Here is a 22,517-nt window from a genome sequence, read left to right as displayed (position 1 = left end):
CCAAAACCTCTCGAGACGACGGCGGGAGGAGGATCGGCGAGTTCATGCGGGCGGCCCTGCCGGTATGCCGTGATCGGCTGGAACGAGCGGACCGAAGGTCTGATAGGCAATCCGCGGCTCGACGGGGTACCAGGGCCGCCCCAGCATGGCCTCGATGATGCAGGTGTTGTGGTGGCAGGCCATGCCCAGATCCGGGCTGGCCAGGCCATGGCTGTGCAAGGCGGCATTCTGCACGAAGATTTCGTCGCCCTGATGATCGACGCTGTAATTGCGGGCAACCTGATAGCGGCCCTGGCTGTCACGGGCGATACGGTCTTCGATCGGTGCCAGGAAGTCGGCATGACGTGGGCGGTAGCCGGTGGCCAGCACCAGGCCTTCGGTGTCCAGAGAGAAGCCTTGTCCGCTCTCGCGCTGCCACAGCTGCAAGTGGAATCTCTTGGTTGCCGGATCATGTCGACACTCACGCAGCTCGGTACCGGTCAGCAGGCAGGGGGCGCTCAGGCCTTCGACGCTGTGCTGGTACATCAGCTTGTAGATGGCATTGATCAGGCTGGCATTGATGGCCTTGTACAAATGGCTTTGCCCGGCCAGCAGATGATCCCGGGTCGTCTCCGGCAGGGCATGAAAATAGTCGATGTAGTCCGGAGACGTCATTTCCAGGGTCAGCCGGGTGTACTCCAGCGGCACGAAGCGCGGCGAGCGGGTCAGCCAGGTCAGCCGGTAGCCATGGGCCGGTTGTTCCTGCAGCAGGTCATGGAAGATTTCCGCGGCACTCTGGCCACCGCCGACAATCGTGATGTGCGAGCGCCGCTGCAGTGCGGCCTTGTGGGACAGATAGTCCGCGCTGTGGCTCAGGTGTCCGGCCCAGGGCCGGCAGCAGGCCGGCAGCCAGGGCTCGCTGCCGATGCCGAGCACCAGCCGCCGGGCCAGGAAGTCGAAAGCCGTGGCGGTGGTTGATCCCGGTTCGCGTGCCATGCCCTGCAGCCGATACAGACCGCGTGCCGCTTCGTGGCTGACCGACTGCAGGGCATGGCCGAAGCGCAGCTGCGGGCATTGCTGGGCGGCCCACTGGCAATACTGGTTGTATTCACGGCGCAGCACGAAGAAATCCTCGCGGATATAGAAGGGGTAGAGCCGCTGATGCCGTTTCAGGTAATTGAGGAAACTCAAGGGATGGGTGGGATCGGCCAGGCTGACCAGATCGGCCAGAAACGGGGTCTGCAAGGTGGTGCCCGGCAGCATCAGGCCGGGGTGCCAGTCGAAGTCCGGTCGTTGGTCCAGAAACAGGCCTTGCAGCTCGGGAATCGGCCGGGTCAGGCAGGCCAGTCCCAGATTGAAGGGGCCGATGCCGATGCCGGCGAAGTCGTGGATCGTGGTCGCGTCGGCATTCATGCGTCTGGAGGTCCGGCAGCCAGAGGCTGGTCGTTGGTCGACAGGTTTCCGGCATGGTGCCGGATCAGCGTCAGGATCTGCTGCAGGTCAGCCAGTGTGGTTCGGGGATTGAGCAGGGTGAATTTCAGATAATGACGCCGCCGCCGACGGGTACCGCCCAGCACGGCTTCTCCGGAAGCCAGCAGAGCCTCGCGGATGCGCTGGTTCAGCCGGTCGATGGCCGCTTCGTCATGCATGCCGGCCGGGCAGTAGCGGAACAGCAGGGTGCTGAGCATGGGCGGCTGTGAAGTGGCCAGCTGGATATCGTCTTGCTGCCGCAGCCATTGGTGGCAGTGGCCAGCCAGCTCGATCACCTGGTCGAACAGCTGGCCGATGGCTTCCGGGCCGGGGCCACGCAGGCTCAGCCACAATTTGAAGGCATCGAAACGCCGGGTGGTCTGCAGGCTCTTGTCGACGAGGTTGGGACAGCCGGGCCGGATCTGGCTGGCCGGATTGAGGTAATCGGCATGCCAGGTCAGCCATTCCCAGTCGCGGCGCTCGCGGACCAGAAAGGCACTGCAGCTGACCGGCTGGAACCAGGACTTGTGATAATCGATGGTGATCGAGTCGGCCGCTTCGATGCCGGCCAGTCGCTGGCGATGGTGTGGCGATGCCAGCAGGCCGCCGCCATAGGCGGCATCCACATGCAGACGCAGTGCATGCCGTCGGCAGATATCGGCCAGCTCGGGCAGCGGGTCGATGCTGCCCATATCGGTGGTGCCGGCGGTGGCTGCCAGCACGATGGGGATCCAGGCACGCTCCCGGCAATGGGCGAGCGCCTGTTCGACGGCCACCGGAGTCAACCGGCCCTGGTCGTCGGTGGCGATCTCGATCACTGCGCGCTCGCCCAGGCCGAGCAGGGCGGCGGCCTTGTGGATGCTGAAATGAGTGGTGTCGGCGGCCAGGATCCGCATGCGCCGGAACGACTCCGGCAACCCGTGGCGCCGGACCGGGGCGCGTGGTTCGAGCCGTGCGGCGGCCATATCGCGGGCCAGCAGCATCGCCATCAGATTCGACTGGCTGCCGCCGCTGGTCATCACCCCGTCGGCCTGCGCCGGCGGCAGGCCGCAACGGTTGGCGGTCCAATGCATCAGCTTCTGTTCGATCAGGCTGGCGCCCAGGCTCTGGTCCCAAGTATCCATGGATGAATTGACGGCGGACAGGATCACTTCAGCCGCCAGCGGGGCCACCAGTACCGGGCAATTCAGATGGGCCAGGTAGTGCGGATGGTGGAAATACATGGCTTCGTGCAGATAAAGGCCACCGGCCTCGTGCATGGCGGCCTGCAGGTCGCCCAGGGGGCTGTCCAGATCGACGCGGTCGATCATCGCCTGCAGTGAAGGTCGGCTGATGCCGTGGCAGGGCGCTTGCAGGCTGCTCCATTGCCGGGTCACCATGCCGATGGCGGCGGTCAGCGCGGCCTGGTAAGTGTCCAGTCCCTGCCGATCGAGCAGTGCGTCGGCGACCAGAGCAGGAGCCGGTGGCGGGAGGTCCGGATCGAGACATGCATTCGTCTTCATCAAGGCGTTTCCGGGAGCAGGTCCGTCGGAGGCCTGGCCGGAAGTCAGGCGGCGGAGGATGGGTCGTGCTTGATCAGCCGGCAGGTGACAGGCCATGCGTGATCTCCCTGGATGGAGTGGACGCATGGACGTCGATCATTCCTGCGGGCATGGCGATGTTCTGGCATGGGCTGGCCTGGCGTGCGGGCAGGCGGCAACGGCGTAGGCGGCTTGCGAATCCACCTTGGTGTGGATGAGAATGAGTGTCAATAGTATTTTTGTGAAATCGGTGTCAGCAGGGAGGCCGCGATGCATGGATGGCTATCGTTTCTTCGATGTATCGGTGCTCGAGCGGCAGTGTCTGTCGTCGTCGCTGCGCCGCTTCGTGCTGGGAGGCGAGGCGCTGGATCAGATCAGTCATCCGGCCCCGGATCTGTATCTGAAAGTCTTTTTCCCCTCGACACCGTCAGCCTTGGCCGGCCTGCCGCGCGGCGAGGACTGGTATGCGCGCTATCTGGCGCAGCCGTCGAGCCAGCGGCTGCCGATGCGGACATTCACGGTGCGCGCCGTCGAGCCTTCCCGGTCCGCCGTGGTGATCGACTTCGCCCTGCATGGTGATCAAGGCCCGGCCTCCTGCTGGGCGCAGCGGGCCGGAGTCGGTGATGCACTGGTGCTGTATGCCCCGTTGCAGGCTCGCTGGGGGCGTGGTTATACCTGGCGCCTGCCGCCCGAGGCGGAGCGGATATGGCTGTTGGCGGATGAATGCGGGCTGCCGGCAGCCGCGGCCATCATCGAGTCGCTGTCTCAGATGGCTTCAGGCGTCCAGCTGACCGCCTTGCTGGAGGTTCCCGAAGTCGACGACCAGCTGCAGTTGCCGCTGGGCCAGGGGGCCGAGGTCTATTGGTATCCGCGCCATCTCGGGCGGCGGCAGCGTGCTTATGGCGATGCCTTGCAGGCTGCGTTGGCAGCCAGCCTGGGCCGGCCGCTGCCGCGGGTAGTGGACAACCGCGAGGCAGGGGAGATGCCCATATGGGAACTGGCGGTGCCCGGCGGTGGCGCCGATTATGTCTGGATGGCCGCGGAGGCCGGTCTGGTCTCGACACTGCGGAGGCAGTGGATCGATGCGGGCCTGGCTCGCCAGGCCATCAGCTGCATGGGGTATTGGCGGAGAGGGCGTGCCCAGTCCTGAATGCCGTGCCGGTGTCGCCGTGCGGACACACGAAAAAGACCGGCTTGCGCCGGTCTTCGGGTCGATCACTGCAGATCAGCTCGCGCTGAACGCATCGCGCCGAGCCGGTATCCGAGGCTATCGGAAACCGTCCGGCACGAAAACCGGCCTCAGGCCAGTTCGCGGATCTTGGCGTTCAGACGGCTCTTGTGACGGGCAGCCTTGTTCTTGTGGATCAGACCGCGAGCGGCGTAACGATCCATGACCGGCTGCGCATCGGCAAAAGCGGCCGTGGCGGCTGCCTTGTCTTTGGCTTCGATGGCCTTGATGACCTTCTTGAGTGCGGTGCGCACCATGGAACGGGCGCTCACGTTGCGCAGGCGGCGCTGCTCGGACTGGCGCGCGCGCTTCTTCGCGGACTTGATGTTGGCCAAGGTAGAACTCCGAAATCGGTTGGGCTGGATTTAAAAAAGACCGAAATTATCTGCCCGAAATCGCCTCGCGTCAAGTGCTTGGCGACGGATCGGCGGCTGGCTGCGGTCGGTATCTGCGTCTGCCATGATCAGGCCACCCTTTGTGGTCCGATCGCTGGCAGACTAAGCGGTCTCAACCGGTACCGGCTCCAGTTTCGGAGGGGTGCGTTGTCCGCCGTGCAGTTTTCCGATTATCCATGAAATCCAGATGAAATCCCATTCCATGCTCCGTGGTCTGCTGTCTTTCAGCAGCATGACGATGATTTCGCGGGTGCTGGGCCTGGTCCGTGACCAGTCCATCAGCTATGCCTTTGGCGCCAGCGCGGCCACCGATGCCTTCTGGGTGGCGTTCCGGATTCCGAACTTCATGCGCCGCCTGTTTGCCGAGGGTTCGTTTTCGACTGCCTTTGTGCCGGTGTTTACCGAGGTCAAGGAACGCGGCAGCGAAGCCGATCTGAAAGCGCTGATGGGCCGGGTGCAGGGGGCGCTGGGCGGAGTGTTGCTGATCGTGGTGGCGCTGGGCGTGATCTTCGCCCCGCAGGTGGTCGGGCTGTTTACGCCCGGCGCGCTGGAGCATCCGGAGCGCTTCGGCCTGACCGTGGAATTGCTGCGGCTGACCTTTCCGTTTCTGTTGTTCGTGTCCTTGACGGCGCTGGCCGGCGGGGCCCTCAACAGTTATCAGCGTTTCGCGATGCCGGCCTTGGTGCCCGTGATCCTGAACCTGTGCATGATCGCCGCGGCGCTGTGGCTGGCGCCGCGGCTGCATACGCCGATTCTGGCCATGGGCTGGGCCATTCTGGTCGCCGGTGTGCTGCAGCTGCTGTTTCTGATGCCCGGGCTGGCCAGGCTGGGCTTGCTGGTGCGCCCCCGCTGGGGCTGGGGCCATGCCCAGGTCCGCAAGATCATGAAGCTGATGGTGCCGACGCTGTTCGGCTCCTCGGTCGCTCAGGTCAATCTGCTGCTGGATACCGTGATCGCCTCGTTTCTGATGACGGGCTCGCAGAGCTTCCTGTCCCAGGCCGACCGGTTTCTGGAGCTGCCGCTGGGCGTGTTCGGAGTGGCCTTGGGTACGGTGATCCTGCCGGCCTTGTCGCGGCATCATGTCAGTACCGATCATGAGGGTTTCTCGCGGGCGCTGGACTGGGGGCTGCGCACGGCCACCCTGATCGCAGTGCCGGCGATGTTCGGATTGCTGCTGCTGGCCCGGCCGTTGGTGACAACCTTGTTCCAGTACGGGCATTTCCATGCCTTTCAGAGCCAGATGACGACGCTGTCGATTTCGGCGCTCAGCTTCGGCCTGCCGGCCTTTGCGCTGGTCAAGGTGCTGCTGCCGGCCTTTTATGCACGCCAGGACACCCGTACCCCGGTTCGCGCAGGGGTAGCCTCGATGGTGGCCAATATGGGCCTGAACCTGCTGTTCCTCGCCGTACTGTTTGTGTGCTGGGCACCGTCGGCGCTCTTGCATCAATCATGGCGGCTCGGCCTGACCCAGGTGCCCGGTCTGCATCTGGCTCTGGGCCTGGCCAGTGCGGTGGCCAGCTACCTGAATCTTGGCCTGTTGTGGCGCAGTCTGAAAAAGTCCGGCGTCTACGCGCTGCAGCCGGGTTGGCGGCGACATCTGCTGCGGCTGGCCACGGCCAGTGCGACGATGGTGCTGGTCCTGCTGCTGGGGCGCTGGCTGTGGTCGGGCTGGGATGGCGCTTCCTGGCTGGTGCGCGGCCTGCATCTGCTGGCTCTGGTAGGTGCCGGCGCGGCGACTTACGGGGCGACCTTGCTGGCGATGGGCTTTCGACTGCGCGAGTTGAAGGGGCAATGAGGGCGCAGGCTTGTGATCGGCCGCCGGCAACCGAATATCGTTGTCTGGGCAGGTTATGGGGCTATACTGATGTGATGGCTCGGTTTTTTTACTTATTCATGGCCGCAGGCGGCATCCCGGGGGCGACGCGAGTCCGGCCCGCAGGCATGCCGCTGGGCGCTGGAGTGGGTCTCCACGCATGACTTTGCGGTTGCAGCGTGACATTGCGGGATCGTCGCTGGCGCCCGCCGGAAGTGTGGTGGCCATCGGAGTTTTCGATGGTCTGCATCGTGGTCATCAGGCGCTGCTGGCCCTGGTCCGCCGACGTGCGGACGAACGAGGGCTCGTGGCGGCGGCCATCAGTTTCGAGCCGCTGCCCCGTGCTTTTTTCTCGACGACTCCGGTGGCGCGCCTGTCGACCTTGCGCGAGCGGATCGACAGCATGTCCGGAGTAGGTATCGAAACCGGGCTGATGCTGCGCTTCAATCGCGAACTGCGCGAGATGTCGGCCGAAACCTTTGTTCGCCAGATTCTGGTCGGACGCTTGAATGCCCGCGAAGTCTGGGTGGGCGAAGGTTTCCGTTTCGGCCATGGCAGGCATGGGGATCTGGCCTTGCTGCAGCAGCTTGGCGCCGAGTTGGGTTTTGTGGCGCAGGCGTTGCCGACCGTGAGTCTGGCCGGCGAGCGCATTTCCTCCACACAGATCCGCCAGGCCTTGCAGGACGGAAACTTTCAGGGTGCGGCCAAGCTGCTGGGCCGGCCTTTTGTCATCGCCGGCCGGGTCGAGCGTGGTCAGCAGCTGGGACGGACCTTGGGCTATCCCACGGCCAATGTGCATCTGCGGCGTCGGGTCAGTCCGATCCAGGGCATTTTCGCGGTGCGGATCGGAGTGGGCGACGGGCCCTGCAGCTGGCCGGGGGTTGCCAGCCTTGGCGTGCGCCCGACCGTCAACGAAGTGGCTGAGCCGCTGCTGGAAGCACACCTGTTCGACTTCAGCGGTGACCTGTACGGTCGTCGCATCGCAGTTGAGTTTGTCGCCAAATTGCGCAATGAAGAGAAATTCGACGGACTCGACGCCCTCAAGGTGCAGATGCGCCTGGATGAAAAGGCCGCCCGCGAAGTGTTGGGCATGAGCCCGATTTTGATCAATTCCTGATTCCTCGACGGGGCGGCGCTGGGCCGGTCCCCGGCGCCCGGATCGACCACAACGGTTGCAAGCATGAGCATGGACTACAAAAGCACGATCAATCTGCCGCAGACGGCCTTCCCGATGCGCGGTGACCTGCCCAAGCGCGAGCCCGGCTGGCTGGCGCAGTGGAGCGAGGTCGATCGCTATGCCCAGATCCAGGCGCGCACCCGTTCGCGTCCGGTGTTCCTGCTGCATGACGGTCCGCCCTATGCCAACGGCGTGATCCATCTCGGCCACGCGATCAACAAGATCCTCAAGGACGTAGTGGTCAAGTCCAAGGTGATGGCCGGCTTCCATGCGCCCTACGTGCCGGGCTGGGACTGCCATGGCATGCCGATCGAGATCCAGATCGAAAAGCAGTACGGCAAAGGCCTGCCCACGGCTGAAGTGCTGTCCAAGGCTCGTGCCTATGCCCAGCAGCAGGTGGACCGCCAGAAGGGCGATTTCCAGCGTCTGGGCGTGCTGGCCGACTGGAAGAACCCCTATCTGACCATGAATCCGGTCAACGAGGCCGGAGAATTGCGGGCTCTGGCCGAGCTGCTGAAGAAGGGCTATATCTACCGTGGTCTGAAGCCGGTCAACTGGTGTTTCGACTGCGGTTCGGCGCTGGCCGAGGCCGAAGTCGAATACCACGACCGCACCGACAGCACCGTCGATGTCGGCTTTGCCTTCGACGATCCGCAGGCGGTGGCCAAGGCTTTCGGCCTGGCCGAACTGCCGGCCGCGACGGGCCAGATCGTGATCTGGACCACCACTCCCTGGACCCTGCCGGCCAATCAGGCCCTGAATGTCCATCCCGAATTCGAATACAGTCTGGTCAGCACCGAGCGTGGCTTGCTGCTGCTGGCTCGTGACCGGGTCGAGACCTGCCTGGCCGACTACGGCCTCAGTGGCGAAGTGATTGCTTCGGCGCCGGGTGCGGCGCTGTCCGAGCTGCGTTTCCGTCATCCGCTGTATGCGGCCGACCCGGGCTATGCCCGCACTTCGCCGATCTATCTGGCCGACTATGTCACCCTGGATACCGGTACCGGCATCGTCCATTCGGCGCCGGCCTATGGCGTGGAAGATTTCCAGTCCTGCAAGGCCCACGGTCTGACCGATGACGAGATCATCAGCCCGGTGATGGGGGACGGTCATTATGTCCCCGGCCTGCCGCTGTTCGGCGGTCTGATGATCTGGGAGGCCAATCCGCAGATCATCAAGGCACTGGACGCCGCCGGCTCGCTGCTGCGCCAGACCCGCCACGCCCACAGCTATATGCACTGCTGGCGCCACAAGACCCCGATCATCTACCGCGCCACCTCGCAGTGGTTCGCCGGCATGGATAAGGTCCCGGCCGACGGCGGCAAGACCCTGCGCGAAGTCGCGCTGGAAGGCGTCGAGGCCACCAAGTTCTATCCGGCCTGGGGCAAGCAGCGGCTGTACAACATGATTGCGGACCGTCCTGACTGGACCCTGTCGCGGCAGCGCCAGTGGGGCGTTCCGATGGCGTTTTTCCTGAACAAGGAAACCGGTGCCTTGCATCCGCGCAGCGTCGAGCTGCTGGAAGAAGTGGCTCGCCGGGTGGAGGTCGGAGGTATCGAAGCCTGGCAAAGTCTGGATCCGCGCGAGCTGCTGGGTGACGAGGCCGAGCAATACGAGAAGAACCGCGATACGCTGGATGTGTGGTTCGATTCCGGCACCACCCACTGGCATGTGTTGCGCGGCTCCCACGCCGACACCATGACCTTTCCGGCCGATCTGTATCTGGAAGGCTCGGACCAGCATCGCGGCTGGTTCCATTCCTCCTTGCTGACCGCCTCGATGCTGGACGGCCGGCCGCCCTACAAGGCGCTGCTGACCCACGGTTTCACCGTCGATGCCGAAGGTCGCAAGATGTCCAAGTCGCTGGGCAACGGCATCGAGCCGCAGGACATCGTCAACAAGATGGGCGCCGATATCTTGCGCCTGTGGGTGGCCTCCACCGACTACCGCCAGGAAATGTCGCTGTCCGACGAGATCCTGAAGCGCGTCGCCGATACCTATCGCCGGATCCGCAACACCTGCCGCTTCCTGCTGGGCAATCTGGACGGCTTCGATCCGGCGCAGCATCTGCTGCCGCCCGAAGCCGGCGTCAAGCTGGACCAGTGGGCGATCACCCAGGCCCATGATGTGCAGCAGGCGGTGACCGCGGCCTACGAGCGCTACGATTTTTCCGACGTGGTGCAGCGGGTGCAGAACTACTGCACCAACGAGCTGGGCAGTTTCTATCTGGACATCACCAAGGACCGGCTGTACACCATGCCGACCGACAGCCTGGGACGGCGCAGCGCGCAGAGCGCCATGTACCGCATCCTGCAGGCCCTGGTACGGTGGCTGGCACCGATCCTGACTTTTACCGCCGAGGAAGTCTGGGCCTGCATGCCCGGCGAGCGTGACGAGAGCGTGCTGTTCGAGACCTGGTATGACGGTCTGGACGCCGTGCAGGGCAGTGACGCGCAGCGGGCCTGGTGGAATGATCTGCTGGCCCTGCGCGAAACTGGCTCCAAGGTGCTGGAAGGCATGCGCAAGGCCGGCGAGGTCGGTGCCTCGCTGCAGGCCACCCTGGATCTGCAGGTCGACGCCGATTGGCTGGAGCGTTACGCCGAGGCCGTGCCCGAACTGCGCTTCTTCTTCATCACCTCCGATGTGCGTATCCAGGCCGAGGGCGTAACTGGTGGCGAGGCCGTGCTGCTGAGCCAGGGCAGTGCCAGTCTGGCAGCCAGCGTCAATACCGACGCCAAGTGCGTGCGCTGCTGGCACCAGCGTCCGGATGTCGGTCAGCATGCCGATCATCCCGAGCTGTGCGGTCGTTGCGTGGACAATGTCGCCGGGGATGGCGAAACCCGGGTCTGGTTCTAAGTCATGGCTGCACGCTCCAACGCCCTGATCTGGCTGCTGCTGTCCTTCGTCTTGCTGGTGCTGGACCAGACCAGCAAGGCCTGGGCCGTGCATGCCTTGCAGGATGGCTCCCAGGCCGTGATTCCCGGCCTGCTGAACTGGACCCTGGCCTACAACCCAGGGGCGGCCTTCAGTTTTCTGGCCGGCAGTGCCGGCTGGCAGCGCTGGCTGTTTGTGGCCCTGGCCGTCGGCATCAGCGGTTTCCTGCTGCGCTGGCTGTGGCGCATCCCGCGGCAGGACTGGCGCACGGCCTTGCCACTGGCTCTGATCATCGGCGGGGCCGTCGGCAATGCCATTGACCGGTTGCACGGCTCGGTGGTGGTCGATTTCATCCATGTCCACTACCGCGACTGGAACTACCCGATCTTCAATGTCGCCGACTGCGGCATCACCGTCGGCGCGGTCCTGTTGCTGCTGTTCGGCCTGCGGACAAAGCCGGCTGCCTGAACGCGGGACGGTCGGCTTGAGCGGCCGCATGTGCGATAATCCCTTCATCATCTTCAGATTCAAGTCGAGATCATCTTGGACATTTTGCTAGCCAATCCGCGCGGTTTCTGTGCCGGCGTCGACCGGGCGATCGTGATCGTCGAACGTGCGCTTGAAGCCTACGGCGCCCCGATCTATGTCCGTCACGAAGTGGTCCACAACCGCTATGTCGTCGACAAGCTGCGCGCCCAGGGCGCCGTCTTCGTCGAGGAGATCGAGGAAGTGCCTGACGATTCCACCGTGATCTTCAGCGCCCACGGCGTCTCCAAGGCCGTTCGCGAAGAAGCCAACCAGCGTGGTCTGCGCGTCTATGATGCAACCTGCCCGCTGGTCAGCAAGGTGCACATGGAAGTGGCCCGCCTGGGTCGCATCGGTCGCACCGTGCTGCTGATCGGTCACTCCGGCCACCCGGAAGTGGATGGCACCCTGGGTCAGTGGAACGCCAAGTATGCTGGTGAAATGCTGCTGGTGGAGTCGGTGGAAGGCGTTGCCGACCTGAATCCCAAGGACCCGACCTCGCTGTCCTATGTCACCCAGACCACGCTGTCGGTGGATGACACCAAGTCCATCATCAACGCTCTGCGCGAACGCTTCCCTGAAATCGAAGGCCCCCGCAAGGACGACATCTGCTACGCCACCCAGAATCGTCAGGATGCCGTCCGTGAGCTGGCTGCCGAAGTGGAAGTGATGCTGGTGGTCGGTTCGGTCAACAGCTCCAACTCCAACCGTCTGCGCGAACTGGCCGAAAAGGAAGGCGTGCCCGCCTATCTGATCGACGGTGCCGAGCACATCCAGCACGAGTGGGTGGCGAACGCCAAGCGCGTCGGCGTGACCGCCGGTGCCTCCGCTCCGGAGAAGCTGGTCCGCGACGTCATCGCCCGCCTGCAGTCCTGGGGTGCCGGTTCCATCCGTGAACTGGACGGCGAAGCCGAGACCATGATCTTCGCCCTGCCCAAGGAACTGCGTCTGACCAAGACCACCATTCCTTCTCTGGTTGAAGCGACGGTTGCACAGCCGGGTCAGGCATCGTAAACTTGACGGCTAAGCCGCAATAGCTCAGTTGGTAGAGCAACTGATTCGTAATCAGTAGGTCGGAGGTTCGACTCCTCTTTGCGGCACCAAAGACAGGTTTCATGGCGTCTCACGAAGTCTGAAAAACCGCACTAAACCCCGCTCCGGCGGGGTTTTTTGTGCCTGTCGTTGTCGCATACCGTCTCATGCCATCTCATTGAAGTGCGCTTCATGAGTAGGTACTTTTGTCGGTACTTGGCCAGATCCGACACCCTGGCCTGAAAAGTACCGACAGATGTCGGACCACAGCGCGAGGCGCGGGACAATGGCGAAAGACAGCAACAAGCTGACGGCCCTGGGCATCAAGTCCCTGGGCACGGGCAAGCACTACGATGGCGGCGGCCTTCATCTCAAGGTCGAGGCGACGGGCCGGAAGTATTGGCGTTACGACTTCCGGATTGCGGGCAAGCCAGACACGTTCGCCGTCGGCGTCTATCCCAAGGTCACGCTGGCAGAGGCACGGCTGCGCCATGCGGAGGCATCGGCACTGGTCAGCCAGGGCATCAACCCGAAGGCGCACAAGCGAGCGAAGCAGGCCGCCGCCGTGGTCGCCAATGCCAACACCTTCCAGGCGGTGGCCGATGAGTGGATGGCCCAGCAAAAGCCCAAGATGGCGAAAGCCACCTATGACAAGGCCATGTGGATGCTGGCGGATCTGGTCTATCCCTGGCTGGGCAAGCGACCGATATCCGAGATCGATGCGCCGGAGCTGCTGGCGGTCCTGCGCCGGATCGAGGAGCGCGGCGCCAATGAAACCGCCCACCGGACCAAGCAGCGGTGCGGACAGATCTTCCGGTATGCCATCGCCACCGGCCGAGCCAAGCATGACCCGTCCGGCGATCTGCGCGGTGCCCTGGCGCCGCCCATCACCAAGTCCCGAGCGGCGATCACCGATCCCCAGAAGGTGGGCGAGCTGCTGCGAGCCATTGATGGCTACTCGGGCAGCTTTTCCGTCATCTGTGCGCTGCGGCTGGCACCGATGCTGTTTGTCCGGCCGGGTGAACTGCGGCATGCCGAGTGGGCCGAGTTCGATCTGGATCAGGGCCTGTGGCGCATCCCCGCCGAGAAGATGAAGATGCGCGACGAACACCTGGTGCCACTGCCTGACCAGGCGCTGGCGATTCTGCGGGATCTGCTGCCGCTGACCGGGCCCGATGGCTACCTGTTTCCGGGGGAGCGCAGTGCATCGCGGCCCATGTCGGAGAACACCGTTAATGCCGCGCTTCGCCGGCTGGGCTATGACAAGGACACCATGACCGGACACGGCTTCCGGGCCATGGCCAGCACCCGGCTCAACGAGCTGGGCTGGTCGCCAGATGTGATCGAGCGCCAGCTGGCCCACGCCGAACGCAACAAGGTGAGGGCGGCATACAACCGGGCGCAGTACCTGCCCGAACGCCAGCGGATGATGCAGGCCTGGGCGGATTACTTGGACAGTCTCAAGGCTGGCGGCACGGTGGTGGCCTTCAAGAGCAAAGCGGGCTGATCCGGCAAAAGTGGTATTGCATCTGTGCTAGCGTCGCCGGCAGTTTCGGAGAGATTATCCTGACCCTTATCACTTTTGCGGTGTTCCGGGTGTTCCAGGTGTTCCAGTGGCTGGTAGGTCGCACCATTGAGCCATTTGTGAGCATCACACTTCGGAACACCTGAGGTGTTCCAAGGTGTTCCAGGGTGTTCCACTTTGGGCTGAAATTGGCCTTTATTGTGATTCACGTCACTTTATTTTGACTCGGGATCGCGCCGGCTGCCGGTGATCGGCCAGTTTGAATCGGTTCCGGCACTGCTGATTGACGACCATACCACTTGGTCGGATCGGGACATCTCGAGCGGTGCGCGTCGCGTGCCGGTGCGTGAGGAGGATAGGTCGCTGGCAGCCTAGTCAGAGCAGTTCAGCGTTTGGGCAGGATAGCTTGTGACCACCGGCGAGCATTGACTCTAATCGGGACCTGACAGGCTGTGGCCTAGCAGTAGCTGAACGCGTGACGCGACAGTGAGGGAGCGTGACCGGTAGGCGGTTCCTTGTCGTGCCAGTTCGGGAAGTACCCCACCGGCTAGCGCGAGGGTAGTGGTCTGAAAAGGCCATTGCCGGGGGCGCGTTTGAAACGTTCCCTTGTCTTGTCGGATGGCTGCCATGCAAAGCCTCAGATATTCTGATGTTCAACAGCATCTCGTATTCAGGTTGACCTATTGGCCCGTTGGGAGGATCAGAGCGAGTACTCGATATTGAACATCGCGGTACGTCCTACACCGACGGCCAGCTGGTTGGAGCCGGCGGCACTCCAATAACGCTTGTTACCTAAGTTTTCGCCGTTGAGCTGCAAGCTGAGGGAGTGACCCTTAAGCAGCATGCCATATCGGATACCTGCACTGAATAACGTATAGCCGCCAATCCAGGCTTGGTTCAGATCGTTGATGGGGCGGCGTGCGAGATAATAGGCGCCGCCATTGATAGCAAGTCCGGGCACGGCATCGAAGCTGTATTCGGCGAACAGACTGGCGGTCTTATCAGGGGTGTTTTCAGGGGTCTTGCCAACCAAACCGGGAGTAAAGCCTCGCACATTGCGGGCGCGCAGCCACATGGCCGATGCCATCCAGGCTAGCTGCGGTGTGAGGTTCCCTTGCGCCGAAGCCTCAATGCCGCGGAAGCGGTCCATGCCATTGATGGCATAGACATTGTCTGCGCCAGCGCTGGCTGAAGCGCGGCTGATATCGAAATAGGCCACCGACCACAGCGTGCCGTTGTTCAGGCGCTGACGGAAGCCCACTTCACGTTGCTTACTGATTGCCGCAGGCATCACCTGGCCGGCGTTCTCGGCAGTGTCCGGCGCAGTGCCGGCAGACTCCAGGCCTTCGATATAGCTTGCATAGACGCTAGAGCTATTGTTGATCTTGTAGACCAGACTTCCCGACGGTGTGGTCTTCTGCACGTCGTCGTTGTCCGTGCCGAACTGGCTGCTGTGATACGTGGCTCGCCGCACACCTAGCGTTAGTTCCCAATGTTCGCCCAAAGTCATGCGGTCCATCGCGTACAGGCCGCCGGTCCACACGGTACTGGCATAAAACAGCTTGGGTGTACCTGAGGACTTCAGCATCGAGCTGGTCAGCATATGAGGCGCATAGAGGTTCTGTGGCGCCACAAAGTAGAACGTAGTGAAATCTGGCTGGAAGAGCTGGTTGCGGGTATAGCCTATGGTCAGATTGTGTGTGACGGGGCCGGTATCGATGATGCCGTAGATTTCGGTACGGATATTGCGGTTGCGATACAGCTGACCGCTCTGCCGGCTAAGCTGGATCTGGCCGAGGCCGGTATCGAGATCGTATCTGCGCAGGATGCTCAGTCGCCGTTCGCGACGAGTGGTCGATTGTCCGATCGACAACATGCCACTCCATCCGCCGCCAAGACTGAAATCCGATCGAAGCAAGTACGTGTCGGCACGGGCGCGGCTGGGATCGTCGGCCACCGTAAGCAGGCGTGAAGGGTTGGGTAACCGGGGCAGGCTGACATGCCCGTCATTTGCGGCTAGTGGGGTGATGCCGGCTTGTTCTGGCAGTTTTTGGTCGACATGTTCGTAATCGACCTTGAAACTCAGCCATGATGCAGCTTCCCAGTCCAGTGCCAGGCTGAGCATGCGCCGCTCGCCCCGCACCTGCTTGATAGGCGTATGCCAGCGCTGGCTAGATGCGTTGAGGCGGGCTCCGAACTGACCATGTCTGCCGAACCGGCGACCGACGTCAATATGGCCCTTGACCGAGCCATTGCTGTCAGTGGTCATGCCTACCGTGGTCACCGGTATTCTGCCGGCACGTTTGGTGGTCATGTTGACGATGCCTGCCGGGACCGCGAAGCCGTAGTAGAGAGCCGAGGCCCCCTTAAGCACCTCGATGCTTTCCTTGTCCTCCATGGGGATGGCAATGTTGTTGTCAAAAGGCAAGACGCCATTGAAGTAGTAGCTGGAGCGTTGGTCCAGATTCATACCGCGGATGGTGATATTGGAGTATGCCAGCCCGTTGGTTTGCTGCATGTTGACGCCGGCGACGTTTTTAAGTGCCCCATAAAGATCAGTCACGCCTTGGGCTTCAATCACATTGGAGTTAACCACGTTGATGGTCGCCGGAATCTGCAGCATATCCATGCCTTGATAAGGTCCAACATTGGCTGTTTTGGCGGCAAAACGGCTGCTTTCAGTAGCGCTTACCTTGACCTGTTCAAGAACGTGAGCCGACTTGCTGCCGGCGTCTGGATGAGTGTTCCTGATCGGGGTGTCGAGCGTGCTCTGGGCGAAGCTGGGAGCCGTTAAAAGCAGACTGATGCTTAGGGCGAGAGTGCGGGGGGGAAGGCAGATCAGAGGCATGGGATGGCAAAATCGCAGACAGAGAGACCTGGCTCACCCCGTGATGGCAGTGTGCAGGACTGGAATAGATGGAGGTTGTGGTCGAAGCCTTACTCGGGAGCCTTCAGAGGCTTGCGGTCGACCACTTTTGACAGTCAACCGGTTTCAATCGCTTGAGCAGTGACTGCCCGCGGCGGCCCATTGAACGGCAGCATCGAACAGTTGCAGGCCCTCCGCGTTTAGCTTGTCGAAGCTCGTATTGCCCAGAGGCACAAATACGCGACGGGCTGGAGCTGTGAAGTCGTAATCCATGGTGGCACCGCGTTCGTAACCGAATAGCACTGCCTTTTCCGGCTGACCGGGGAGGGTAGCGATAATGCTTGCGCCCAGTCCGGGGCGCCCCCACCCGAAAGTCTGGTCGCGGTCGTAGATAGCGTGTTCGCCGGCGGTGAGCTTGCCCTGCAGTGGATGGGGTGCGTTGACCAGCCACGCGTAATGCTCCGCGTCGACTTCGCCGAAGTCATGACCTTTGTAGCGACCGGTCAGGCGTAGATCGTCCAGTATGTCATTCTCCCAAGTCAGCAAGGGGACCTTGATGTCGCGAAAGCCTGGTAGGAAGTCCCTTGAGCGTATGGTTGAGGAAATAACTACCAGATCGTAGTGGCAGACTTGGGTTAGTGCCCGAGCGTAATCGGACGGATTGCCCACGGCTTTGACCGAGGCTGGAAGCTGCCGCAGGTGGGCCAATACGGCTGGATCAGCCGAACCCTTCGGGACGGCGTCGCGGCCAATAAAAAGGATGTGCTTTTCAGCTGCCTGGCTGTTTGCACAGCAAAGCAGTGCGGCGAAAGAAAAGCCTAGACAGCCTAGACAGGCTAGACGACGAGACAGCATTGAAAACTCCCTGGTAGCGATAAACGGGAACACTGATGCTCATGATTTGAGAATGAAGGTGCAATCGAGAAGCATTCGTGATTGGCGGTAAAAAAAGAGGCGCATCACTGCGCCACTTTTCGCAACATATTACGGTAGCTGGCTTACAAAGACATTAATTCACTGATCCTTCTTCCAGACTTGTGGAGATCAACGTGATGATCGACTGCAGCCATCACGTGGTCAGCTTCCGGCAGGTGGTGCCTGTTCGTGGCGACAAGGAAATGAGCTCGGGGCGATCGGGTGTGCGTGTTGTATCGGTCCAGGAACTACGGAGGGGCTGGTGCTGGCGAGCATTGAGCCGGCTGCCTGCGGCGCTGATCCGCCGGGCATTTCTAGCCGCGCCTTTGATCGGCCCTGCAGCGATAGGCATGCATTGTCATGACTCAGATACTGCGCGGGTCCCGGCAGCCTCCTGAGCGCCGCGTTCTGGACGTCACCGAGGCACCACCAGGGCGGCAGGCCACAAGGCCCGCAAACAGTTGCTGTGACTGGCTTCAGGGGCGTTCCTCACGCGCACGCGCGCGTTACGGGGTGACATATCACTATTGAGTCTCGTGATAACGGCCATTGTAGGAGGTGGGGCTGACCGGAGAACTCGTCGTTGACTCCGGTCCTTCACTGACAAGGGCCGAGGCTCAGGTGTCCATCATGCTCTTGCGGCAAGTAGCGGCCATCCTGCGAAGAGCATGGCCTTGCAACTGTCGTTGGCGCGGAGCTTGATCTCTTGGGATGTCTCCTGCGCGGTGAAGACCGGCAGTCGGAGATCGTTTGGATTGAAGCTCTCTCCGTCGACGAGGGCTGTGCCAAATACCGGCAGGACAAAGGCGACGTGTCCAGGAGGAACTGGAAGCATCAGCTCAGCCCCAGCCTCGATGGAGATATCGAGCATGGTGACGTCGGTGGGTGGCGTCAAAGGAGAGCGGGCGTCCCGGTAACTTCCGAGCGGCACGCGCACCTTGATTCCCGGCATGTGGATCACGGGGGTGTCCTGAGGCTCCAAGATCAATGGAAAAGGCTCGACGTGCCTCTGCTCTGCAGGCAAGTCGACGAAGATCTGCAGAGAGTGAACCATTTTGCCGGTTTCTGCGGGGACTTCCTCATGGACGATCCCGCGTCCAGCCGTTGTCCAGTGCAGGCCGCCCGGGCGAATCAGGTTTTGGGTGCCGATGCTGTCCCGATTGTTGATTCCGGTCTCCGAGTCCAGAAAGACGTAAGAGACGGCTGAAAAGCCAGCATGGGGATGCGGTGGGAAGGTCGGGCCACTCATCCAGGCATGATCGACGCCGATAAACGGATCGATCAGAGACGCGACGCCGCGCAGTCCGAATGCCCGGAAGTGGCTTCCGTGGTTGGCACGTTGAAGGGGGGCTATGGTCGGCATATCAACGGCCTCAGGCGCCCTGAGTTTCAGGCAGTGTCGGATAGTCGGTGTAGAACTTGTCGGTGCCGCCGAAGAAGCCTTCCCGGTGTGGTTCGTTCATGGGGGCATGGGTTTCAAGTCTTTGCACGAAGTCCGGATTGGCCAGCACCATCACGCCATAGGCTTCGAGGTCGGCCAGGCCGGAGGCCACATCAGCACCGATCTGGTCACGAGGGCGCCCGGGGCGATTGAGGATGAGCTTGCCGCTCCACAGTTTGCGGATATCAGCCAGCAAAGGCTCGTTGCCCTGGTGCATGACATGCACATAGGCCAGATTGAGCTTGTCCAGTTCCTTGACCAGGTGGCGGTAGAGATCTGGACCTTCCGGGCCTTCGTCAATGCCCCACATGGTGGTGCCCGGTGACAGCCTGATGGCGGTACGGTCTGCACCGATATCCTCGGCGATGGCTTTGGCGACTTCGAGTGCGAAGCGGGTGCGGTTTTCGATGGAGCCACCGTAGGCATCGGTACGTGTGTTGGCGCTCGGAGCGAAGAACTGCTGGATCAGATAGGCGTTGGCGCCATGGATCTCGACACCATCCGCGCCCGCTTCGATGGCGCGTCGTGCTGCAAAGGCAAAGTCTTTGACGGTCTGCTCGATGGCCTCGAGGCTCAAGGCCTGCGGTACGGGGATGTCCTTCATGCCCTGGGCGGTGAACATGCCGGTGCCGGGAGCGATCGCCGATGGCGCCACGCCCGGACGGTGATGCAGAGTGTTGTCCGGATGTGACATACGCCCTGCATGCATGAGCTGGATGAAAATGTGCCCGCCCTTGGCATGGACCGCATCGGTCACCCGCTTCCAGCCGGCGACATGGGCATCCGTGTAGATGCCCGGAGTGGTGAGATATCCCTGGCCATCGTCGGAGGGCTGAGTGCCTTCGCTGACGATGAGGCCGACACCGGCCCGCTGGGCATAGTAGGTAGCGGCCAGATCACCTGGAGTGCCGTCCTGCTGTGCCCGGCTGCGCGTCATGGGGGCCATCACCAGGCGATTGGGCAGGGTGTTGCGGCCAAGAACGACGGAATCGAAAACGGTGGTCATGATTGAGCCCTCGGGTTGAGTGGTATGAATGCGGTCGAGCGGCGATGGGCGCTCAGTGAGTGGGGATTTGCACGTCAGTGCGACCCAGCAATGCCTCGGATGCAGACATGAAGGCGCGGATATGGGCCTTGGTGAGGCCAGCTGACGGGAGGATGGCCAGGCCCTTGTTGTTGAACATCGTGCTGCTGCATGACTCAAGTGCAGGAGCCAGCAGCAGCGGCGTGATACGCTCTGCGTAGGCCTCGGCCGTAGGTGTGAGCCAGCCGATCAGGGTCTCCATGATGCGGGATTTGAGCGAGTCCTTGCCGAAGAAGTTGTCGCGGATACCGGTCTTGATAAGCCCTGGGTTCAGGCCAAAGAAATCGATCTTCGGATACCGAGCTGCGCCGTCGAGCACCAGCATCTCGTTGCCGGCGACAGTATTCATGTGCGCAGACATTGCCTTGTAGGACTGCTCGGCATTCATATCCTCGGAGCTGCCGATCTGGCCGGTCCCGGGGTAGCCCATCAGAAATATGCGGGGCTTCACTCGGCCCCGTGGGCGGCCAGTCCCAAGCCGAGAGGCGATACCCCGTAGGATGACCAGTCGGTTCAAGTAGCTGACGGCGAGATCACGCTCGATCCCTTCGGCTGTAGTCTGGCGCTTGGGTGCCGCAAAGATGCCGGTGGTGAAAATCACCATGTCCAGTTGTTCGGCAGGAAGCTCCATTGCCACGCGCTGTGCCTCGGTCATCAAGCTCAGATCGGCCTTGATGAACTCGATGCCGGGTCTGCCCATATCGCGGAAGGTCTGGCCCACCACGATGACCTGGGCACCGAGCGAGGCAAGGTGCTTGCTCAGTGCCCGGCCAATGCCTCCCGTGCCGCCAATGATGGCGATCTGTTTGCCTTTGACGTCGGCCGGGAAGGTTGCTGACGGCTTCCACTCCACGTGTTTGTTTCGTTTCATGATGGCTTCCTTGATTCGCGTTGACAGCCATCATCTGCTGCTTTATGGGTCGGATAAAGGTGGTATTTTGGATAACATTGATCCAATTATGGAGCAGTTGTGGTGAGCGATTACCTGAAAGACATGGCCTTGTTCGTCGAGGTGGTGAAGGCCCGGGGATTTCGTGGTGCGGCAGCTGCGCTCGGCATGCCCAACTCGACACTGTCCAGGCGGATCAGCGAGCTGGAGAAGTCCATCGGCTTGCGGCTGCTGCACCGAACCACTCGCAAGGTCGAATTGACCGAGGCCGGACAGGCGTATTTTGAGCGCTGCAAGCGCATCGTCGACGAGGCGCGGCTGGCACATGAGCAACTTGGCGAGATGCTTGCGCAGCCCAGCGGGGTTCTGCGGGCGTCGCTTCCTGTGGACTTTGCAGTCACTTACCTTGCGCCTCTGATCGCCGAGTTTGCCCACCTCTATCCGGGCATTACGTTCGACTTCGATCTGACGCCGCGGCGAGTTGATCTGGTCAGCGAGCCCTATGACGTGGCGATACGGATGGGCGAGTCGGAGAACTCGCAATTGATCGCCCGGACCCTGGCGATGCTGACGCCGGGCCTCTATGCCTCTCCAGGCTATCTCGAGCGATCAGGTGAGCCGACCAAGCCGGCCGAACTGGAGCGGCACGAATGCTTCAATATTCTTCGATCCGGGACGTGGACGCTGCATGATGGAAGGCGGAGCAGCACGGTCGCGGTAAGCGGTCGCTTTAATCTCAACAGCGTCGGGATGATTCGACGCATGGCCTCACTGGACATGGGCATTGTGTTGCTGCCCGAGCAGATCGTGGCTGATGAGCTGGCCGCGGGAAGGCTCCGGCGGATCTTGCCGCAATGGCACGGCACGCCCCAGCCGGTGTATGCGATGACTGAAACACGCCTGCTGCCGGCGAAGACACAACGATTCATCGAGTTTCTGCGCGAGCGGTTGGGGCGAAACGCCGTACAGGCCTCTGCTTGAGTGGCCAAACCCTCAAAGCTCGCCTTCAGATCAGGCTCAAAACGCCCTGGGGATCTGCTTCCTAAGCGACTGCCAGGCATCGATGCTTGTCTAACTCGACGGGCAGTGGCGGACAGCTGCTGTTGGCTTGGGTGAGTGGCCTAGGCCCAGCTCACTGCATCGATTCCACGTTGATCGAATGACCTGACCAACAGCGCAGGCACCGTCTCGGCCCTCAGCTTGCGTCGCCAGTAGCCGAAGTTGGTCAAGGCAAGTCCTTGCTCATGGCACCGCTACATCTGTCTGAATTAAATGGACTTCTATGCAGCCACATGGTCATGCCACTTATCGCGTGAGATCTGCATCATGGATAGCCATCCGATAAGGATGGCTATCCCGACGCTAAGGCTGAACTCCGGTAAGATGACGTCATCGGACGCTTACGAACATCTTGGCACTGTCGACGAGGTGATGAGTCCTGGCAGGGAGCGTGTGGTGATTCATGCATGTGTTTGACTCCTGTGCATACTCGATTTGGCGAACCAAGTCCTGCTGTTTGCTGGGCATGGGAGTATGTGATGTCATCTCCATGCGGGCTTCATTCCTTGCGCATAAACGCAGATCTATGATCTCGGCAGATCCCGAGTTCAGTCGGGATCTCTTGAAGGCCTGCGTGTCGGATGGATTCTGAACGGGGGCCAGAATCCATGTCGAAGTGGAGATCATCGCCATCCCCCCTTGACGTCGGCTACTGAAGCCTTGGCTGGTACACAGTGACAGGGAGTGGATGCATAGAAGTCATATTTTTGGAATGACTTCAATCAGTG

16 protein-coding genes and 1 tRNA gene are annotated in these 22,517 nt (G+C 61.9%); 9 read left to right on the top strand and 8 right to left on the bottom strand.

What is annotated here, in order from left to right:
* Nucleotides 1-42: 42 nt before the first annotated feature.
* Both FRAAU_RS12945 and FRAAU_RS12940 read right to left on the bottom strand, forming a co-directional pair.
* Entirely contained in the window at nucleotides 43-1,392 is a 1,350-nt protein-coding gene (locus FRAAU_RS12945) for a lysine N(6)-hydroxylase/L-ornithine N(5)-oxygenase family protein (RefSeq protein WP_014403961.1), read from the bottom strand.
* Nucleotides 1,389-2,951 carry a pyridoxal phosphate-dependent decarboxylase family protein gene (locus FRAAU_RS12940; RefSeq protein ID WP_041271142.1) on the bottom strand — a complete coding sequence of 521 codons (1,563 nt, stop codon included), beginning with the start codon at nucleotides 2,949-2,951 and terminating at the stop codon, nucleotides 1,389-1,391. Before FRAAU_RS12940 ends, FRAAU_RS12945 begins: the two co-directional genes overlap by 4 nt.
* Before the next feature lie 292 nt (nucleotides 2,952-3,243).
* Here FRAAU_RS12940 and FRAAU_RS12935 point away from each other — a divergent pair, with 292 nt between their 5' ends.
* Nucleotides 3,244-4,119, top strand: coding sequence for a siderophore-interacting protein (locus FRAAU_RS12935; protein ID WP_014403959.1), 876 nt, complete (start codon nucleotides 3,244-3,246; stop codon nucleotides 4,117-4,119).
* 149 nt (nucleotides 4,120-4,268) lie between these two features.
* On the opposite strand, the gene rpsT is transcribed toward FRAAU_RS12935, so the two are convergent.
* Nucleotides 4,269-4,532: a 30S ribosomal protein S20 gene (gene rpsT, locus FRAAU_RS12930; RefSeq protein WP_014403958.1), complete on the bottom strand. Its 264-nt coding sequence runs from the start codon at nucleotides 4,530-4,532 to the stop codon at nucleotides 4,269-4,271.
* A 247-nt stretch (nucleotides 4,533-4,779) separates the two neighbouring features.
* Here rpsT and murJ point away from each other — a divergent pair, with 247 nt between their 5' ends.
* From murJ to FRAAU_RS12895, 7 genes are all read left to right on the top strand, one after another.
* Nucleotides 4,780-6,387, top strand: coding sequence for a murein biosynthesis integral membrane protein MurJ (gene murJ / locus FRAAU_RS12925; protein ID WP_041270584.1), 1,608 nt, complete (start codon nucleotides 4,780-4,782; stop codon nucleotides 6,385-6,387).
* Nucleotides 6,388-6,565: 178 nt separating this feature from the next.
* Nucleotides 6,566-7,522 (top strand): bifunctional riboflavin kinase/FAD synthetase, encoded by a 957-nt coding sequence (locus tag FRAAU_RS12920; protein WP_014403956.1) that lies wholly within the window; start codon nucleotides 6,566-6,568, stop codon nucleotides 7,520-7,522.
* A 63-nt stretch (nucleotides 7,523-7,585) separates the two neighbouring features.
* On the top strand, nucleotides 7,586-10,435 hold the full coding sequence (ileS, locus tag FRAAU_RS12915) for an isoleucine--tRNA ligase (RefSeq protein WP_014403955.1): 2,850 nt from the start codon (nucleotides 7,586-7,588) through the stop codon (nucleotides 10,433-10,435).
* A 3-nt stretch (nucleotides 10,436-10,438) separates the two neighbouring features.
* Nucleotides 10,439-10,921, top strand: a complete 483-nt coding sequence (gene lspA, locus FRAAU_RS12910; RefSeq protein WP_014403954.1) for a signal peptidase II — start codon at nucleotides 10,439-10,441, stop codon at nucleotides 10,919-10,921.
* Nucleotides 10,922-10,996: 75 nt separating this feature from the next.
* Complete coding sequence (gene ispH, locus FRAAU_RS12905; protein WP_014403953.1) at nucleotides 10,997-11,992, top strand: 4-hydroxy-3-methylbut-2-enyl diphosphate reductase; 996 nt, start codon at nucleotides 10,997-10,999, stop codon at nucleotides 11,990-11,992.
* 13 nt (nucleotides 11,993-12,005) lie between these two features.
* Nucleotides 12,006-12,081 (top strand) — tRNA-Thr (locus tag FRAAU_RS12900).
* A gap of 215 nt (nucleotides 12,082-12,296) precedes the next feature.
* Nucleotides 12,297-13,517, top strand: coding sequence for a tyrosine-type recombinase/integrase (locus tag FRAAU_RS12895; protein WP_014403952.1), 1,221 nt, complete (start codon nucleotides 12,297-12,299; stop codon nucleotides 13,515-13,517).
* Nucleotides 13,518-14,235: 718 nt separating this feature from the next.
* Here FRAAU_RS12895 and FRAAU_RS12890 read toward each other — a convergent pair.
* The 5 genes from FRAAU_RS12890 to FRAAU_RS12870 all read right to left on the bottom strand — a co-directional run bounded on the left by FRAAU_RS12890 (nucleotide 14,236) and on the right by FRAAU_RS12870 (nucleotide 20,712).
* Entirely contained in the window at nucleotides 14,236-16,383 is a 2,148-nt protein-coding gene (locus FRAAU_RS12890; RefSeq protein WP_014403951.1) for a TonB-dependent siderophore receptor, read from the bottom strand.
* Between the two features lie 144 nt (nucleotides 16,384-16,527).
* Nucleotides 16,528-17,256 (bottom strand): hypothetical protein, encoded by a 729-nt coding sequence (locus FRAAU_RS17285; RefSeq protein WP_014403950.1) that lies wholly within the window; start codon nucleotides 17,254-17,256, stop codon nucleotides 16,528-16,530.
* A 688-nt stretch (nucleotides 17,257-17,944) separates the two neighbouring features.
* Nucleotides 17,945-18,679 (bottom strand): pirin family protein, encoded by a 735-nt coding sequence (locus tag FRAAU_RS12880; protein ID WP_014403949.1) that lies wholly within the window; start codon nucleotides 18,677-18,679, stop codon nucleotides 17,945-17,947.
* 10 nt (nucleotides 18,680-18,689) lie between these two features.
* Entirely contained in the window at nucleotides 18,690-19,763 is a 1,074-nt protein-coding gene (locus tag FRAAU_RS12875; RefSeq protein ID WP_014403948.1) for an alkene reductase, read from the bottom strand.
* 52 nt (nucleotides 19,764-19,815) lie between these two features.
* Nucleotides 19,816-20,712, bottom strand: coding sequence for an SDR family NAD(P)-dependent oxidoreductase (locus tag FRAAU_RS12870; RefSeq protein ID WP_014403947.1), 897 nt, complete (start codon nucleotides 20,710-20,712; stop codon nucleotides 19,816-19,818).
* A 102-nt stretch (nucleotides 20,713-20,814) separates the two neighbouring features.
* Between FRAAU_RS12870 and FRAAU_RS12865 the strand changes: the two genes are divergently transcribed.
* A complete protein-coding gene (locus FRAAU_RS12865) occupies nucleotides 20,815-21,711 on the top strand; it encodes a LysR family transcriptional regulator (protein WP_041271140.1) in 897 nt (298 codons plus the stop codon).
* Nucleotides 21,712-22,517 lie beyond the last annotated feature (806 nt).

It is taken from the genome of Frateuria aurantia DSM 6220 (assembly GCF_000242255.2).
In the GTDB taxonomy this organism is placed as follows: Bacteria; Pseudomonadota; Gammaproteobacteria; order Xanthomonadales; family Rhodanobacteraceae; genus Frateuria; species Frateuria aurantia.
The sequence above is the reverse complement of the archived record's forward strand: the minus strand, read 5'-3'. Positions and strand labels throughout refer to the sequence as shown.

Excerpts from the sequence above, each read along its gene's own strand:
- FRAAU_RS17285 (WP_014403950.1), bottom strand. The coding sequence starts at position 17,256 with ATGCTGTCTCGTCGTCTAGCCTGTCTAGGCTGTCTAGGCTTTTCTTTC.
- FRAAU_RS12920 (WP_014403956.1), top strand. The coding sequence starts at position 6,566 with ATGACTTTGCGGTTGCAGCGTGACATTGCGGGATCGTCGCTGGCGCCC.
- lspA (WP_014403954.1), top strand. The coding sequence starts at position 10,439 with ATGGCTGCACGCTCCAACGCCCTGATCTGGCTGCTGCTGTCCTTCGTC.
- FRAAU_RS12940 (WP_041271142.1), bottom strand. The coding sequence starts at position 2,951 with ATGAAGACGAATGCATGTCTCGATCCGGACCTCCCGCCACCGGCTCCT.
- ileS (WP_014403955.1), top strand. The coding sequence starts at position 7,586 with ATGAGCATGGACTACAAAAGCACGATCAATCTGCCGCAGACGGCCTTC.
- FRAAU_RS12895 (WP_014403952.1), top strand. The coding sequence starts at position 12,297 with ATGGCGAAAGACAGCAACAAGCTGACGGCCCTGGGCATCAAGTCCCTG.
- FRAAU_RS12875 (WP_014403948.1), bottom strand. The coding sequence starts at position 19,763 with ATGACCACCGTTTTCGATTCCGTCGTTCTTGGCCGCAACACCCTGCCC.
- FRAAU_RS12880 (WP_014403949.1), bottom strand. The coding sequence starts at position 18,679 with ATGCCGACCATAGCCCCCCTTCAACGTGCCAACCACGGAAGCCACTTC.
- FRAAU_RS12870 (WP_014403947.1), bottom strand. The coding sequence starts at position 20,712 with ATGAAACGAAACAAACACGTGGAGTGGAAGCCGTCAGCAACCTTCCCG.
- FRAAU_RS12945 (WP_014403961.1), bottom strand. The coding sequence starts at position 1,392 with ATGAATGCCGACGCGACCACGATCCACGACTTCGCCGGCATCGGCATC.
- FRAAU_RS12935 (WP_014403959.1), top strand. The coding sequence starts at position 3,244 with ATGGATGGCTATCGTTTCTTCGATGTATCGGTGCTCGAGCGGCAGTGT.
- FRAAU_RS12890 (WP_014403951.1), bottom strand. The coding sequence starts at position 16,383 with ATGCCTCTGATCTGCCTTCCCCCCCGCACTCTCGCCCTAAGCATCAGT.
- murJ (WP_041270584.1), top strand. The coding sequence starts at position 4,780 with ATGAAATCCCATTCCATGCTCCGTGGTCTGCTGTCTTTCAGCAGCATG.